16 protein-coding genes are annotated in these 15,448 nt (G+C 38.2%); 8 read left to right on the top strand and 8 right to left on the bottom strand.

The genetic code is table 11. The features are described from left to right. Positions 1-2: 2 nt before the first annotated feature. Positions 3-1,265, bottom strand: coding sequence for a putative DNA modification/repair radical SAM protein (locus SOI76_RS01995; protein ID WP_104079787.1), 1,263 nt, complete (start codon positions 1,263-1,265; stop codon positions 3-5). A 109-nt stretch (positions 1,266-1,374) separates the two neighbouring features. Then, positions 1,375-1,791, bottom strand: a complete 417-nt coding sequence (locus SOI76_RS01990; RefSeq protein ID WP_104079786.1) for a lysozyme inhibitor LprI family protein — start codon at positions 1,789-1,791, stop codon at positions 1,375-1,377. Between the two features lie 29 nt (positions 1,792-1,820). On the opposite strand from SOI76_RS01990, the gene SOI76_RS01985 reads away from it, so the two are divergent. The 4 genes from SOI76_RS01985 (at position 1,821) to SOI76_RS01970 (ending at position 6,436) form a co-directional block, all read left to right on the top strand. Continuing rightward, positions 1,821-2,246 carry a hypothetical protein gene (locus SOI76_RS01985; protein WP_104079785.1) on the top strand — a complete coding sequence of 142 codons (426 nt, stop codon included), beginning with the start codon at positions 1,821-1,823 and terminating at the stop codon, positions 2,244-2,246. Between the two features lie 89 nt (positions 2,247-2,335). Further along, positions 2,336-3,313 carry a glycine--tRNA ligase subunit alpha gene (gene glyQ, locus SOI76_RS01980; protein WP_104079784.1) on the top strand — a complete coding sequence of 326 codons (978 nt, stop codon included), beginning with the start codon at positions 2,336-2,338 and terminating at the stop codon, positions 3,311-3,313. Then, positions 3,313-5,382 carry a glycine--tRNA ligase subunit beta gene (glyS, locus tag SOI76_RS01975; protein ID WP_104079783.1) on the top strand — a complete coding sequence of 690 codons (2,070 nt, stop codon included), beginning with the start codon at positions 3,313-3,315 and terminating at the stop codon, positions 5,380-5,382. Before glyQ ends, glyS begins: the two co-directional genes overlap by 1 nt. A 223-nt stretch (positions 5,383-5,605) precedes the next feature. Then, positions 5,606-6,436, top strand: a complete 831-nt coding sequence (locus SOI76_RS01970) for a hypothetical protein (RefSeq protein ID WP_104079782.1) — start codon at positions 5,606-5,608, stop codon at positions 6,434-6,436. Positions 6,437-6,494: 58 nt separating this feature from the next. Here the strand turns inward: SOI76_RS01970 and SOI76_RS01965 are convergent, their stop codons facing one another. Continuing rightward, positions 6,495-6,779 (bottom strand): YciI family protein, encoded by a 285-nt coding sequence (locus SOI76_RS01965; RefSeq protein WP_104079781.1) that lies wholly within the window; start codon positions 6,777-6,779, stop codon positions 6,495-6,497. 67 nt (positions 6,780-6,846) lie between these two features. After that, positions 6,847-7,749: a DMT family transporter gene (ydfC, locus tag SOI76_RS01960; protein ID WP_104079780.1), complete on the bottom strand. Its 903-nt coding sequence runs from the start codon at positions 7,747-7,749 to the stop codon at positions 6,847-6,849. 108 nt (positions 7,750-7,857) lie between these two features. Between ydfC and ilvY the strand changes: the two genes are divergently transcribed. The 3 genes from ilvY (at position 7,858) to SOI76_RS01945 (ending at position 9,817) form a co-directional block, all read left to right on the top strand. Continuing rightward, a complete protein-coding gene (ilvY, locus tag SOI76_RS01955; RefSeq protein ID WP_104079779.1) occupies positions 7,858-8,724 on the top strand; it encodes a LysR family transcriptional regulator in 867 nt (288 codons plus the stop codon). A 147-nt stretch (positions 8,725-8,871) separates the two neighbouring features. Continuing rightward, a complete protein-coding gene (locus SOI76_RS01950; protein WP_032054665.1) occupies positions 8,872-9,291 on the top strand; it encodes a hypothetical protein in 420 nt (139 codons plus the stop codon). Positions 9,292-9,385: 94 nt separating this feature from the next. After that, complete coding sequence (locus tag SOI76_RS01945; protein ID WP_104079778.1) at positions 9,386-9,817, top strand: hypothetical protein; 432 nt, start codon at positions 9,386-9,388, stop codon at positions 9,815-9,817. A 101-nt stretch (positions 9,818-9,918) separates the two neighbouring features. Here SOI76_RS01945 and SOI76_RS01940 read toward each other — a convergent pair whose 3' ends face one another. Together SOI76_RS01940 and SOI76_RS01935 are read right to left on the bottom strand one after the other, a co-directional pair. Further along, positions 9,919-11,274 (bottom strand): S8 family peptidase, encoded by a 1,356-nt coding sequence (locus tag SOI76_RS01940; protein ID WP_104079777.1) that lies wholly within the window; start codon positions 11,272-11,274, stop codon positions 9,919-9,921. Between the two features lie 35 nt (positions 11,275-11,309). Next, on the bottom strand, positions 11,310-11,618 hold the full coding sequence (locus SOI76_RS01935) for a hypothetical protein (protein ID WP_104079776.1): 309 nt from the start codon (positions 11,616-11,618) through the stop codon (positions 11,310-11,312). Between the two features lie 590 nt (positions 11,619-12,208). Here SOI76_RS01935 and SOI76_RS01930 point away from each other — a divergent pair. After that, complete coding sequence (locus SOI76_RS01930; protein ID WP_104079775.1) at positions 12,209-13,042, top strand: hypothetical protein; 834 nt, start codon at positions 12,209-12,211, stop codon at positions 13,040-13,042. Positions 13,043-13,104: 62 nt separating this feature from the next. Here the strand turns inward: SOI76_RS01930 and astE are convergent, their stop codons facing one another. Together astE and astB are read right to left on the bottom strand one after the other, a co-directional pair. Further along, complete coding sequence (gene astE / locus SOI76_RS01925; RefSeq protein ID WP_104079774.1) at positions 13,105-14,079, bottom strand: succinylglutamate desuccinylase; 975 nt, start codon at positions 14,077-14,079, stop codon at positions 13,105-13,107. Between the two features lie 12 nt (positions 14,080-14,091). After that, positions 14,092-15,435 (bottom strand): N-succinylarginine dihydrolase, encoded by a 1,344-nt coding sequence (astB, locus tag SOI76_RS01920; RefSeq protein ID WP_002116805.1) that lies wholly within the window; start codon positions 15,433-15,435, stop codon positions 14,092-14,094. Between the last annotated feature and the right edge of the window lie 13 nt (positions 15,436-15,448).

The following is a 15,448-nucleotide window of genomic DNA, read 5'->3' as shown; positions in this document are numbered from 1 at the left end:
GACTAAAACCCAAGGCTTAATTGTGGCGAGAGTTGCTGCACATATTTCGAGGAACCCTGCGTTAAAATCTGCTGCCGAATAAAACTTGAAGACAATTCTTTTTGGAATTTTGGACTGTCTTCACATCGAATAAAGAATTTTGCTCGCTGATAAGCCACACCGAGTTTTTTAAGTAAATCGATATGGATTTTTCCAAAACGGCGAGCTTGCACAATTTTCTTCGCCGACTTCACACCTATGCCTGGTACACGCAAAATCATCTGATAATCGGCACGATTTAAATCTACCGGAAACTGTTCGGGATGCCTTAAAGCCCAGCTTAATTTCGGGTCTACATCAAGATCTAAGTTTGGGTGTTTTTCATTGACGATTTCATTAACTTCAAAACCATAAAAACGCATCAACCAATCGCTTTGATAGAGACGATTTTCCCGTAGTAATGGCGGTGCAGAACCCACTGCTGGTAAATAATTATTTTCAGTATTAATTGGGATATAACCAGAAAAATAGACGCGTTTAAGTTTAAACTCTTTGTAGTGCTTGTCTGCCATAAACAAAACATCTTGATCTGATTCTTGATGTGCACCCACTACCATTTGAGTGGTCTGCCCTGCTGGCACATACTTTGGGACATGCTTAATAATTTGTCGCTCATCTTTAAGCTGAATCAATCTATCACGGACCAAACCTAAATCTTTTTGCACTTCATGATGTGATTTTTCTGGTGCAAAAGTTTTTAGCCCCACCTCGGTCGGCATCTCTAAATTAATACTCATACGGTCAGCATATAAACCTGCCTCATGAATCAGTTCAGGTGATGCTCCCGGAATAGTTTTTAGATGAATATAGCCATTAAAGTTTTCTTCAAGACGCAACTTCTTTACGACTTGAAGCATACGCTCCATCGTGTGATCTGCCGATTTAAAAATGCCTGAGCTTAAAAATAAGCCTTCGATATAATTACGGCGATAAAAATTAATGGTTAAATCTACAACCTCTTGCACAGTAAATGCTGCACGCTGGACGTCATTAGAACGACGTGAAACACAATAGGCGCAGTCAAAAATACATACATTACTAAATAGAATTTTTAAGAGAGATACACAGCGCCCATCTTCAGTATAGCTATGACAAATACCCGAATGGCTGGCATCGCCTAGGCCTTTATCTTTATTTTTACGGTCACTGCCACTTGATGAACAAGACACATCATATTTAGCAGCATCAGCAAGAATCTGTAATTTTTCTCGAATGCGATCAGACATATCAAACGACTCATTTATGGCATCGTTCAAAAAATATCATTTTGCATTCTTAAATTTAATCCAGTGAAGTATGCTAAGCGTCATGAGGTGACGTTTAAAATAATTCGTCTTAATTAACGTATTCTTCAAGCTGTTTTACACGCGCTGCATACTCTTGCATTGGGCAATACGAATACATCGGTGAGCCAATGTATGAGCCTGCATTACTACATTCCTGATCTACATAAGCTTTCCAAAGTCGCTGAGATTTTAAAATATCTTGATAACGCTCTGGCTGTTTATATTCTTCGCTTTGTGTGCGAATTTGATCAATGAGAGCAACAATTTTTTCTTCATAAGTCTTTTTAGCTTGTTCAGAACAGCTATGCACGACCATGTTGTTAATACTCTCAAGCTTCATTTCTTTAATGGTCTGTTCTACACATTGGTTGTATTCATCTTGCTCATCAGTTTCCGTCTGCGCGTAAAGCCATGGACTACAAAAAAGGCTGGATAAAACAATGAGTTTGCAGCAAAATTTCAGCATAATTTATTCTCGATTCTATAATTTTTAATATGCTTCAATATAACAAAAAAATGATTATTCACGCACTTGCGCTTGCACCCATCCCATTGCTGAGTTTATCTGCCTTAGGGGTCATGACATTAAATGCTGAGTTCAACCTTTATTCGATTGGAGTTATTTTTCTAGCCCACTTCTTATTTTATTTACTTTTTTATGGCCTTCTGGTTATTCCTTTTGCATATATCATTTCCTATTTTCTCGCCCGTAAAAATCGTTTAAATCTGATGAGTATTTTCATCAGCGCAACTGCGATTTGGATTTTGATAAGCCCTATTGCACGTTTGATTTTTGTCGGATCGTTTCCTTCTCCTTGGTGGGATATTTATAAGATTTACAGTTTTTATCTCATGATTTTGTTTACTGGCTTTTGCTACTGGTTAAGCTTGAAGTGGCTAAGCCGAAAACAAATAAGCTAATCGCGCATTCCTTTGATTAAGCCTTTGCCACTCCCCTACAAAATCCTTATACTTAGGGGCAATTTTTCTCATAAATTCGTGGATGCTACATGAGTCGCGCCATCTCGCACATTGATACATTTCAGGGCTTAATTCTTGCCCTACAAAACTATTGGGCCGAACAAGGCTGCGTCGTATTACAACCTTACGACATGGAAATGGGCGCTGGAACATTCCACACCGCAACATTCTTACGTGCTTTAGGGCCTGAGACTTGGAACGCAGCATACGTTCAACCTTCACGTCGTCCAAAAGATGGCCGCTATGGTGAAAACCCGAACCGTTTGCAACACTACTACCAGTTCCAAGTAGTACTTAAGCCAAACCCAGACAACATTCAACAGCTTTATCTTGATTCTTTAAAAGCAATCGGGATTGATACGCTTACTCACGACATCCGTTTCGTAGAAGACAACTGGGAGTCTCCAACGCTAGGTGCTTGGGGCTTAGGTTGGGAAGTTTGGCTTAATGGTATGGAAGTGACTCAGTTCACTTACTTCCAACAAGTCGGTGGCGTTGAATGTTACCCAGTAACAGGTGAAATCACTTACGGTTTAGAACGTCTTGCTATGTACCTTCAAGGCGTTGACTCGGTTTATGACCTTGTTTGGACCAAAGGCCAATTCGGTACTGTAACTTATGGCGACGTATTCCATCAAAATGAAGTTGAACAATCGACTTACAACTTTGAATACGCTCCGGTTGAAAAACTATTTGAACTGTTTGATTTTTACGAATCAGAAGCAAACCGTTTAATTGAAGCAAAACTTTCTCTTCCTGCTTATGAGCAAGTGGTTAAAGCGTCTCATACCTTTAACTTGCTTGATGCACGTGGCGCAATTTCTGTGACTGAGCGTCAACGTTACATTTTACGTGTACGTACTTTAGCGCGTGCTATTGCACAAAGTTATGTACAAGCACGTGCAGAGCTTGGCTTCCCAATGGCAGAACCACACTTACGTGATGAAGTATTGGCACAGCTAAAAGCACAAGCTGAAAGTGAAACAGCAAAGGCGGAGAAAAACTAATGAGCAAACATACTGTTTTATTCGAACTTGGCTGTGAAGAGCTTCCACCAAAAAGCTTGAAAACTTTACGTGATGCATTACAGGCAGAAACGGTAAAAGGCTTAAAAGATGCGGGCTTAAACTTCGCATCAATTGAAGCTTATGCAGCTCCACGTCGTTTAGCGCTTAAAATTGTTGATATCGATGCTGCTCAAGCAGATACACAAAAACGTTTTGACGGCCCTGCTGTTCAAGCGGCTTACGATGCAGAAGGCAAACCGACTAAAGCACTTGAAGGCTTTATGCGTGGTCAAGGTATTACTGTTGATCAGCTTTCTACTTTCCAAGCTGGTAAAGTTGAAAAAGTTTGCTATTTAAAAGATGTAAAAGGTCAAAACCTTGACGCTTTACTTCCACAGATTTTACAAACTGCATTAGACAATTTACCAATTGCGAAACGTATGCGTTCTGCTGCAAGCCGTACCGAGTTTGTACGCCCGGTTAAATGGGTTCTTTTACTCAAAGACGACCAAATTGTCGACGCAACTATTCAAGATCACAAAGCTGGTAATGTGACTTATGGTCACCGTTTCCATGCCCCAGAAGCTGTGACTTTAGCGCATGCAAATGACTACTTAGAGGCTTTAGAAAAAGCTTACGTTGTTGCGAACTTTGAAAAGCGTCAAGTAACCATTCAAGAACAAGTGAAAAAGTTAGCTGATGAAGTGAATGCGACTGCGATTGTTCCAGCTGACTTACTTGATGAAGTAACAAGTTTGGTTGAATGGCCTGTGGCTTTACGTGCAACTTTTGAAGAACGCTACTTAGCTGTTCCTCAAGAAGCTCTTATTACGACAATGCAAGACAACCAGAAATATTTCTGTTTGATCAATGCGGAAGGTAAATTGCAGCCTTACTTCATTACTGTTTCAAATATTGAGTCTAAAGATCCGACTCAAATTATTGAAGGTAACGAAAAAGTTGTTCGTCCTCGTTTGTCTGATGCTGAATTCTTCTTCTTACAAGATCAAAAGCAACCGCTTGCATCACGTAAAGAAAAATTAGCAAACATGGTATTCCAAGCACAGCTTGGCACGCTTTGGGATAAATCAACACGTATTGCAAAACTTGCGGTTGCACTATCGCCAATCACTGGTGCAAACCCAGCCGATGCTGAAAAAGCTGCATTACTTGCTAAATGCGACTTAACCTCTGAGCTTGTTGGTGAGTTCCCAGAACTTCAAGGTATTGCAGGTACTTACTACGCACGTATTGAAGGTGAAAACACTGAAGTTTCAGAAGCTTTAGGTGAACAATACTTACCAAAATTTGCGGGTGATGTTTTACCAAAAACCAAAACAGGTACAACTATTGCCCTTGCTGACCGTTTAGATACGCTTGTTGGTATTTTCGGTATTGGACAAGCGCCTACAGGTTCTAAAGACCCGTTTGCTCTTCGTCGCTCAGCAATTGGTATCTTACGTTTAATCATTGAAAATGAATTAGATGTAACAATTGAAGAGTTAGTGAATCTTGCACTTCAAGGTTATGGCGATATCGTTAAAGACCACGACAAAACTCGTGCTGATGCGGTTGCATTCTTGGAAGGTCGTTACCGTGCTAAGTACGAAGACCAAGGTGTTGCTGTTGACGTACTTCAAGCTGTTCAAGCACTTGCACCGAAGTCTCCACTTGATTTTGGCAAACGTGTAAATGCAGTTAACCACTTCCGTACATTACCTGAAGCTGCTGCACTTGCTGCTGCAAATAAACGTGTTGCTAATATTCTTGCGAAAGAAGCAGCACCAGAAGGTTCTGTAGTTGAAGCAAACTTAGTTGAAGATGCTGAAAAAGCATTATTTGCTGAACTTCAAGCAGTTACCCCTGTAGTTGAACCATTACTTGCAGCAAAAGACTACACAGCTGCTCTCTCTAAGCTTGCAGCACTTCGCGCACCGATTGATGCATTCTTTGATGGTGTAATGGTTATGGCAGATGATGCTGACCTGAAGGCAAACCGTTTACGTTTATTGGCTCAGTTACGTAACTTGTTTACTGCTGTGGCTGATGTGAGTGTGTTGCAGGGTTAAAATTATATAAAAATTAATTTTTGTATAATTAAGCTTTAATAAAAACCATGTTTTCACTCTAGTTGGAAACATGGTTTTTTATTGAAGAATTTCATGTAGTATAATTATTAATGATTATTTTATATTCAATTAATAAATAAGAATTATTTACTTCCTTCACTTTTTATCCACAATTCAATAAACTAAAACAAATAATTACCAAACTTAACAAAGTACCATTGCAATGAAAAACTTAAATTTATTACTCATATCAACATTATTATTTACTGGATGTGCAACGACTAAATCGATTCAATATCCAGCTGCGGGTAAACAAACCTCTCTTTCCGTTTCTTCAGAACAATTATCTTCAATGACTGAATCAGGTGCAGGTGATTACTTTATAAAAGACAGCCAAATATTAGTTGGTGATTCAAGCAATGCTTCTACCAGCCCAGTTTCTGGAATGTTCGGTCTTATCGGAGTAGGTGTTGCAATGGCAATTGATAAAAATGCAAATAGTTCAGCCATTGAAAAAAGCTCTCTCAATCAGCCTATTAAATTTGACCAGTTAATACATCAAAAAATTACTGACTCCCTCACCCAAAATAAAGCTGATCCTACAATCAAATTACTAGATTTAAATCAGGCATCTGAAGTTAAAATTGTGCCTTATTCACGTCTTTCTTTCCGTGAAAAGCCAATTGTAAAAGTAAATTTTGGTTTAAAGACCCAATTTAAAAATGCGGCAGACAATAATGCAGATACAAAACGCTTATATCACTATGTAAGTAAGGATCGTATTTCTTTAGCTGAATGGGAAGCTCAAAATAATTTATTATTTATGAAAAAAGCAGATCAAGCATTTAGCGCTCTTAGCCAAGTATTCACTTTAGATTTACAACATCAATTAAATTTAAAAGCATTTGATGAGAGCAAGCAAAAGAACTGTAAAACTAATGCAGATACATCCTTAGTTTCTTTTATCCAAACTCCTGACAATTTATGTGTTGGTGTAGTTAAAACAAATAAAGGAGATGTATTCGAAAATAGTATTTATATTGTTGAGCAATAATAAATATTAACCAAATACATTGGAGAACTACTTAAATTTAAGTTGTTCTCTAATGTAATCAAACAAATGCTTTAATTTCTTCTAAAATTTTCGACGGCTCAAACCACATAAAGTCATAATCAGCTACATCATGAATATAAAACGGATCATTTTTCATGATTTCTTCAGCTTCTTGAATCGAAGAGCTTAAAACCAAAATCACCCCACCTACTCTATTTTCCCGGCGCCCTGATGCCAGAAATTTCTTTTGCTCATAATAATGATCTAAAAATGCAATATGTTCTTTCAGTACAGCATCAACTTCAGCTAATGGTTTTTTATAGGTTAAGGTAACAACAATCATCTCATTCTCTTAAAGTAAGCAGCACATGACATAACATCAATCTACAGATAGTTTAATGATCTATAGCTTATTCGATAGTACGCCTATTCCCCCAATTCATCCACACCAAACTTCCCACAATAATTACTCCACCTAACAGCACCATCATTGATGGTCTTTCATTTAAGAAAAGCACTGCCAAACTCATTGCGACAATGGGCGAACAATATAAAAAATTCGATGCAATCGTTAACGGTATATTTTTAAGAACATAGCCCCAAAGCACATACGCCATCGCACTTGGGAAAATACCCAATAGCACAACCGACATATTGGCTTGCCAACTGGCATGTAAAATTTCACTAGGCAAATGAGCACTATAAAAAAGTAAAGGAATGGTTCCGAACCAGATGATGTAGCACATCATGCTCAAGGCATCGTAATTTAAAGCAAATTTCTTATATAAATTAAAGTAGAGACCCCATGCAATTGCAGCTAAAACAATCAACAAACTATAAGGACTCGGTATACCAAAACCATGGTCACCACTGACCACTAACACCGCTCCGCAAAGCCCCAATAAAATACATAACCATTGTTTGAAACGAATTTTTTCTTTAAAAATTAAAGCCGAAATAATAAATGTAAATAATGGAATAGACTGACTTAAAATGCTGGAGGCCACCGCAGTCACATATTGCTGCCCTGTATTTATCAGCAAGTGATGCAGAGTTACAGAGAAAAATCCTAATAAAGCAAGCGCAGGAGCATCTTTCCAATTTAAAGGCTGAATTCCTTTTTTTATGACTAGAAGTAATAAAAAAAATGAAGCAATTAAAAAGCGAAGCAAGGCTATATGCTGCGGTGTATATGAATGTAAAGCACTATGCACGCCAATAGGTGAATAGCCCCAACAAAAGACAGTCACAGCAATACATAAATAGAGCTTAAATGTGGGAGGCTGGGTTTCGGCAGCAAGAGAAATTGCCATGTTAAATCTGCACTAATGAAATGGAACTCTTTCATCATATGCACATGGATAGTTAAATAAAATTAACTTATATTAAGTCAAATATTCATTAAAAGTGAATGATAAAATATGGATATCGCTCAGTTAAAAATGTTCCAAACCGTGGTTGAATGCGGATCAATGGCTAAGGCATCAATGCAACTACATTGTGTACCCTCCAATATCACAACGCGCATTAAACAACTCGAAGAAGAACTAGGATCACCGCTATTTTATCGTGAAGGAAAAAGTTTAAAACTCACTCCATCTGGTGAGATCTTTCTTAATTATTGCCATAAAATTTTAGCGCTATGCGATGAGGCAAAACGAAGCATTCACCCAGATGCTCCCCCCTCTGGTCCATTAAAAATTGGGGCTATTGAATCTTCTGCTACGACTCGCCTACCCAATTTACTTGCGAAATATCATCAACGTTTTCCAGAGGTTTCCATTCAAATTATTACAGGCACATGGAAACAGCTCTTAGTCAATATTTCTCAGCACAAACTTGATGGTGCAATTGTCGCGGGTAATATCGAGTTTCCTATGCTCAATAAACTGAGTATTTATCAAGAAGAAATGGTCTTGATTGCATCTCAATCTTTAGGAGAAATCTACAACCAAGAAGACTTGATTGGTAAAGAAATTTTTATGTGGACTGAAGGCTGCCCTTACCGAGCAGCTCTTGAAGAATGGCTTAAGCTCAAAAATATTTCACTGCCAATTACTAGCATTACCAGTTACGCCACTATTATTGGTTGCGTGAGTGCAGGTTCTGGCGTGTCTTTGGTACCGAAGAGTATTTATGAACAATATAAAAATTTAACCAATATTCGAGGCTATAAATTTGAACATCTTGCCTTTATGCAGAATCAATTTTTTTGGCATAAAAATGTCAGCAACCATAAAGCCAGAGACATGTTTTTAGATTTGATAAAGTCTGAGTTTTGTTTATGAGTCATTGGGAGAATTACTTTATTGCAATCAAGTGATGATTTATCGTAATCAAATCGTATGGGTTTTATCTCATTGCAGTACAAGCTATATTTTTAACAGTAAGATCACCACTTCATCTTTTGATTCTGGTTGGGGAGATTGATCCATATGAAAACCTTACAAGTGTTATGCGTTGCAAGTTCTATATTGGCTTCATCAACCTTATTTGCAGAAACAACACAGCCACAACAAATTGGTGAAACGACACCTAAAACACAACCTTATGGTGATAATCCTAGCTTAGGACGCGTACTGTTGTATAAAACAGGCAAAGGCATACAAAATTTAGGAAACTCTATTCAAGGTGCTTCTGAAAAAACATCGAATAAAATTAGTGAGAAATGGCAAAACACCAAAGAATTTACTGCTGAAAAAGCAGAAGTCGTTCAACAAAAAGCAGATACAGCTAAAGTATTTACTGAACAGAAAATAGAGCAAGCTAAACAAAATATTACCAGTAGTCGAAATGGTGAAAACATTCCGATTGAGCAAGGTGAGTTAAGTAAATCAAGCACAACAGCTAACTAATTTTTTGGATAGCGCGATAACTTCGCGCTTTTATAAATACAGATATTCATTTAGAACTTTGATCATCAACTATAAAGAGCTAGGAATCTGCCTTATGAATAGTCAAAAACTTCTCTTTTCAACACTATGCTGCTTAGCATTAACTGCATGTGCAACTTCAGCACCTGTCTCTTCTTATTCTCAGGCACAAGTTTTAGAGCAAGATACGAATATTGAAGCTTATCCATCAACTACTGGTAATGTAGCCAAACTCATTAAACAAGATAAGCAAGCTTGTATGATTGAATTTACGGGATATTTAGGCGGTGGACACGTTACTGAACACTGGGTATTTAATGATAAAGGTCTAATTTCAGCCACTTCATTTACCCAACAATACCCTGATGAGTCAGGTATATTAAATCAGGCAACCAACTCTACAACCAAAAGCTCAACGACTTTTAATATTCAAGATCCAGAAATTCAGAATAATTTCAAAAAACTCCAAAGCAACTTTAATCCAGCTAATTTAGCAAAGTGTAATTAATACTTATCCATAAAAAACCCGTTGCAGAAGTTATCCTTTGCAACGGGTTATAGCCATTTATAAATTTCTTGGACCTAATTTAAAAATTATAAATAAGCTATTTAATTAATGGTTAGACCATTTGTTGCCGCTAACAAATCAATACGAGGGAAAACCAAGCCTGTTCTTGAGTCAGTAATTGGCTTACCTGTCGTTTTTAAACGACTAATCGTTTGATCAATACTTTCTGTTGGACTCACACGATTTGCTCGTAATAAAGCAATCGCACCAGCTACATGCGGTGTCGCTTGAGATGTACCGCCCATGGTGTAGCCACCCGCCGTAATCATTGCTCCCGGTGCCAATAAAGTCACAAGGCTACCACCATTACTAAAGCAAGCTACCTTGTCTGCTGCGGTTGTCGGGTCAGAACATTTCACCGGATTACCCCATGACACGCCACCAATATTACTGTCATAAACAGCACCGACTCTTACAGCACCAGCAACACAGGCAGGTGATGAAATCCCATCTGAAAATGCATCATTACCTGAAGCGACTACTGGAACCACACCCGCAGCTCTGGCATTGGCAAAGGCAGTTGCATAACTGCTATTACTACATTCTGAAGTGTATTTAACACCTGGCACGCCAAGGCTTAAATTAACCGCTTTGATGTTATAAGTCTGAGCATTATTCACAGTCCAATTTAAAGCCGCCAGAATATCGCTGTCATAGGCCGTACTCCCCCACTGACCATTCACCCGAACACGTCGGAAGGTATCAATACCAATAATTTTAGTCTTAGATGCAACTTTAGACACAATGCCAGATACGTTACTTCCATGACCATCATCATCTAAAGTGCCATCATCTGGTGCACTATCAAATGAGTAAATCACCCGACATGTGTTTGATGGTGTGTTTACTGCCGTACAACCAAAATCAGAGTGGAGATAATTTACCCCTGTATCAATCACTGCCACACTAGAGCCTTCACCCGTAAAACCATTGGTATTTGCTTGTGGTTGATTAATTAAAGGTAAACTTTCATTGGTCGTAGTCTGGTTAATACGGTTCGGATAAACCGCTTTAACATTCGGATCATTTAATAAAGTGACCAAAGCTTCGCGGTTACTAATCCGATAAAAAGCTAAAGGCAAATTATTGTAGTCTCGCAGTACTTGCACACCGCCCGCCCGATTAAACCTTGCCTGTATATTCTTTTTATTTGTTGCAATATAACTCCGCCGTTCTAAACCGGAAGGCACACTCACCGAAGGAATATTGTATTCGACGATTAAATCATTCGAATCATTATTGACCAAGGCATCCAAATCGATTTTGCTCTGAAATACTTTTTGTTTTGCTGCTTGATTTAACCGCTGTTTAGCATCTTGAGAATCCAAAGGAAGAGCGGATGCAGTTGTACTTAATATCGTACATAGACCTAATAGAAATAACATTTTACTTTGCATTATTTTTCTCCGTAGTTTTTCAACTAACAATTTGCTTATTTCGCTTTTATTTCATTTGCTGGATCTTTTTCTGGATCAATCGGCTGAATAGAAAGATCACTTTTTGTGTCATAAAAAGGAACGGTATCAGCTGATACTGATTGAGGATGAGTTGAAGGTTGAGATAGATTTTTAGTTTGAGCAGGCTCCTTAAGTTTAGAAAGAAAGGACGATGTGTCTGGTTGTGGTGAATTCGATTCATGTAAAGCAGAATTGAACACATCAGATGCACCACTTGTGGGTTTAAAGTAGAAAACAACGGCGATTAAGCCGACCAATACAAGAAGGGAAGCAATAATTTTCATCTGTCATATCTCTGTTTTTTTGTTTATAGACATCTATTTTTATTTTTGATTATTCGAAATAAAGTGCTATTTCTTTAGATATATTTCATGTGAAATTTCTATTTCATGGAATATATAAACATGAGAAAAGCTAAATTACCTTTTCCCGAATAAGCAAAAATACTGTTCTGCCCTGTACATTTATATTTCTGGCAGAATATGGTTCAAAAAAGTGCTAAAAAAACACCCTATTCTCATAATAAGCAATTAGTATGCCGTTTTCTTCAATAAATAATGAGAACTACATCACATATAGAGATATAAGCAAATATCTTATGAATAATGATAAAAAATTTAGGAGATGGAGTTAAAAAGCTGTAAGAGGGAAATAGGGCCAGCTTAATAAGAATAACTAAAAAATAAATGTTCTTTTTCACTTTATTATTAATTTTTATTAATCTTCACAATTCATCCCTAGTCTGTTTACTCAATGTAACACTGTTGTAACATTTTGATGAAGACAGTTCACAAGACTATATTTCCTTGGCTATGATGCGATTGCGTTTATGAAATACCTCACTAAAAGGGTATATTCTTTGAAGGATATCGCAATGAAAATGATGAAAACAGCTATCGTTACTGCAAGTGTTCTTGCTTCTGCCTCTATTTTTGCACAAAGTGCGGGCGTTAATGCAGGTGCTTCTGCTCAAGTAAATGTACAACCGGGTGGTCTTGTTAGTGGCGTAGCCAATACAGTCAAAAATACTGCACACACTGTAGGCAGCACAGCAAAGCATGCGGGTCATGTAGCTGCTGACACTACGGTTAAAGCAACTAAAAAAACAACAGGAAAAGTGACTGAACTTTCTTCTAAAGCTGCAAATGGTACAAAACACTTAGCTACTGAAGCTGCGACAGGTACTAAAAACTTTGCTACCGAAGCTGCAACAGGTACTAAAAATGTAGCGACTAAAGCTGCAAATGGTACTAAGCATTTTGCTACCGAGGCAGTAACAGGTACTAAAGATGTAGCGACTAAAGCTGTAAATGGTACTAAAAATCTAGCAGTTGAAGCTAAAGCTGATACTAAAGCACGTGTTGATGCTGTAAAAACTAAAGTTGCAGAAAAACAAGCTGACCAAAAAGAATTTACTGCTGAAAAACAAGCTAATGCCCAAGCGCATGTAGATGCAGTAAAAACTCGTGTAGCTCAAAACCAAGCTGAGCAAAAAGAATTTGTAGCTGACACAAAAGCAGATGCTCAAGCAAAATTAAATGCAGCTCAACCTGCACATGCCGTTAATGCTCAAACTGGTGTAAATGTTGGTGTTAACGTTGGTCCTGTTGGAGTTAACACAAACGCAAATGTAAATGCTGGTGCTCAAACTTCTACACAAAAAGCTGAAAAGAAATCTTGGATTAAAGGTCTTTTCGGTACTAACTAATTTCTTAAAAATAAAAAAAGGGCAATTAATTGCCCTTTTTTTATTTCTCAAAAATCAAGTATTCAACTCGCTTCAGTTAAAACTAAGCCCGCACGCAAACCAAGCTTCACATTTGGATTTGGAAATAAAATCCAGACCTGATCTTGCTCAACCACATAATTACCAGAAGGTTGAGTCGCAATGATTTCACCCTTGGTAAAAGTTGAAAAATTTGGGGCCTCAGCCGATAAATTCATCTGAAAATCTTCATCTTTTTTAATTAAAGAATCCGATACATTAAAGACCCGAATTTTTGTTTTATTACGTGGTGGTAATGCTTGTTCAGAAACCACATTACGAATGACTTCGTCAATTGCAGCAAACTGGCTCAAGTCATTTTGTCCAAATGGCAAAGCTTTACCTAACTCTAAAGTTGCACTCGCAGCTTTAAAATTTTCACTCGTAAAATGTGTAAACGTTTTACCTACCGCATTGTGATAAACCAAAGCATCTAAATCAGCTGCTTCAAGGCTCGCTTTCAAATCTGCATCATAAGCATGCGTTTGGTATGGAAATAAAGCAAATGTTGGTAACAATGAAGCACGAATTGCTGTGTGTAAATCGTAGTGATAGCGTTTAGCGTCACTTGCACTTTCTTGAAAGAAGTTTGTGACAACTTGCTCTAAAACTTCAGCACGCTTTGATTCTTCAGTCACGGGTAAATTTTTATATCCACCACAAAACATTCGATTTACATCGTCATGCACATAGCGTTTGCCTTGACACATTGCATAAGGGTTACCCAATACAAGCAGCAACCTCACAGCAAGGTTTAAACGCCCTGCAAATAAATCTGTGCAAAGATGAGATAATAATTCAATTGGTGCTGTTTCATTACCATGCACTCCAGCTGACAGTACGACAGCTTTGTCGTACTGTGCGTTTGGCGTACATTCAAGAAGTCCTTCACCCAACCAACGCCAAGAAAAATTATCTTGTTTTCCTTCGCAGGTGTTAGGCTGCTCACCTTGTAAGGTTAATGCTAGAAAATCTTGCATGTCACCTCCTCATTATTTTTGGAAAGGATAAACCGAACCTAAACCTAAAATTTTGGTCAGTTCGTCAAGTGCCATACGGCTTTCCATTAACAAATGCGGATCAGCCAGATCTTCTTGTGCTAAACGATCACGATAATGCTTATCTACCCATTGATTGAGTGTGCCAAACAATTGATCGTTCATCAGTACTTTTGGATTTACAGCATTTAACTCAGTTTCGTTTAAAGCTACACGTAAACGTAGACAAGCTGGACCACCACCGTTACGCATACTTTCGCGTAAGTCATATACCTGAATAGCATCAATTGGTGTACCCATTTGAATCATATCGTTCAAATAGCCCCACACTGCTGCATTTTGGCGAGACTCTTCTGGTACAACAATGGTCATTCCACCATCTGGACGAGTCAAAATCTGGCTATTAAATAAATAGGTTGCTACAGCATCGTCAACCGTAACGCGGTTTTCAGGAACTTCAATCGAGATAAAATCTTCACCGATGCTTGCCATTTTTTGACGAATTTCAGCAAAAGCCTGATCTTGATTTAAAAAGGCATGTTGATGATGGAATAAAACCTGTTGGTTACTTACCGCGATCACATCATTATGGAAAACGCCCTGATCAATTACATCCGGATTTTGTTGAACAAAAACAGTATGTGCATCATCTAAACGGTGCAAACGTGCAATTGCTTCACTTGCCTCACGCGTTTGACGAGCCGGATAGCGTTTTGGTCCCGGCAAGCCATTATTTAAATGTTGTTGACCATAAACAAACACCTGAACACCGCGCTTAGCATAATCACCACCTAAACGATTGTGATTGGCTGCACCTTCGTCACCAAACAACGCCACTTGTGGTAAAGCTTCATGGTGTACAAAGTGGCGTTCATTTTTAAAGATTGCTTGTAAAACTTGGCTTGTAGTTTCAGCTTCAATTGAACGGTGAAACTTATTGTTCAAGTTCGCTGCTGTAAAATGCACGCGCTCATCTTGACTATCTGCCGAAGGTGAAACGGTAGCCGCATTGGCAGTCCACATTGGAGAAGCTGAACTTAAAGATGATAATAGTTCAGGTGAATGACGCATTGCTTGAGCAACAACGCTAATGTCATCCCCAGTAAAACCTAAACGGCGTAACATTGGAACATGTGGACGCTCATGCGGAGCAAGTACACCTTGTTTCATTCCCATGTCAGCCAAAGCTTTCATTTTTAGCAAACCTTGTTTAGCTGCTAATTTTGGATTCGAGGTATTATTACGGTTTTTTGTCGATGCTTCATTACCAAACGACAAACCCGCGTAGTGATGTGTTGGTCCCACTAAACCATCGAAATTTACTTCATATCCTTTCATTTTTTCTTTCCCT

This window comes from Acinetobacter pittii (assembly GCF_034064985.1).
Taxonomy (GTDB): Bacteria; Pseudomonadota; Gammaproteobacteria; order Pseudomonadales; family Moraxellaceae; genus Acinetobacter; species Acinetobacter pittii_H.
The sequence above is the reverse complement of the archived record's forward strand: the minus strand, read 5'-3'. Positions and strand labels throughout refer to the sequence as shown.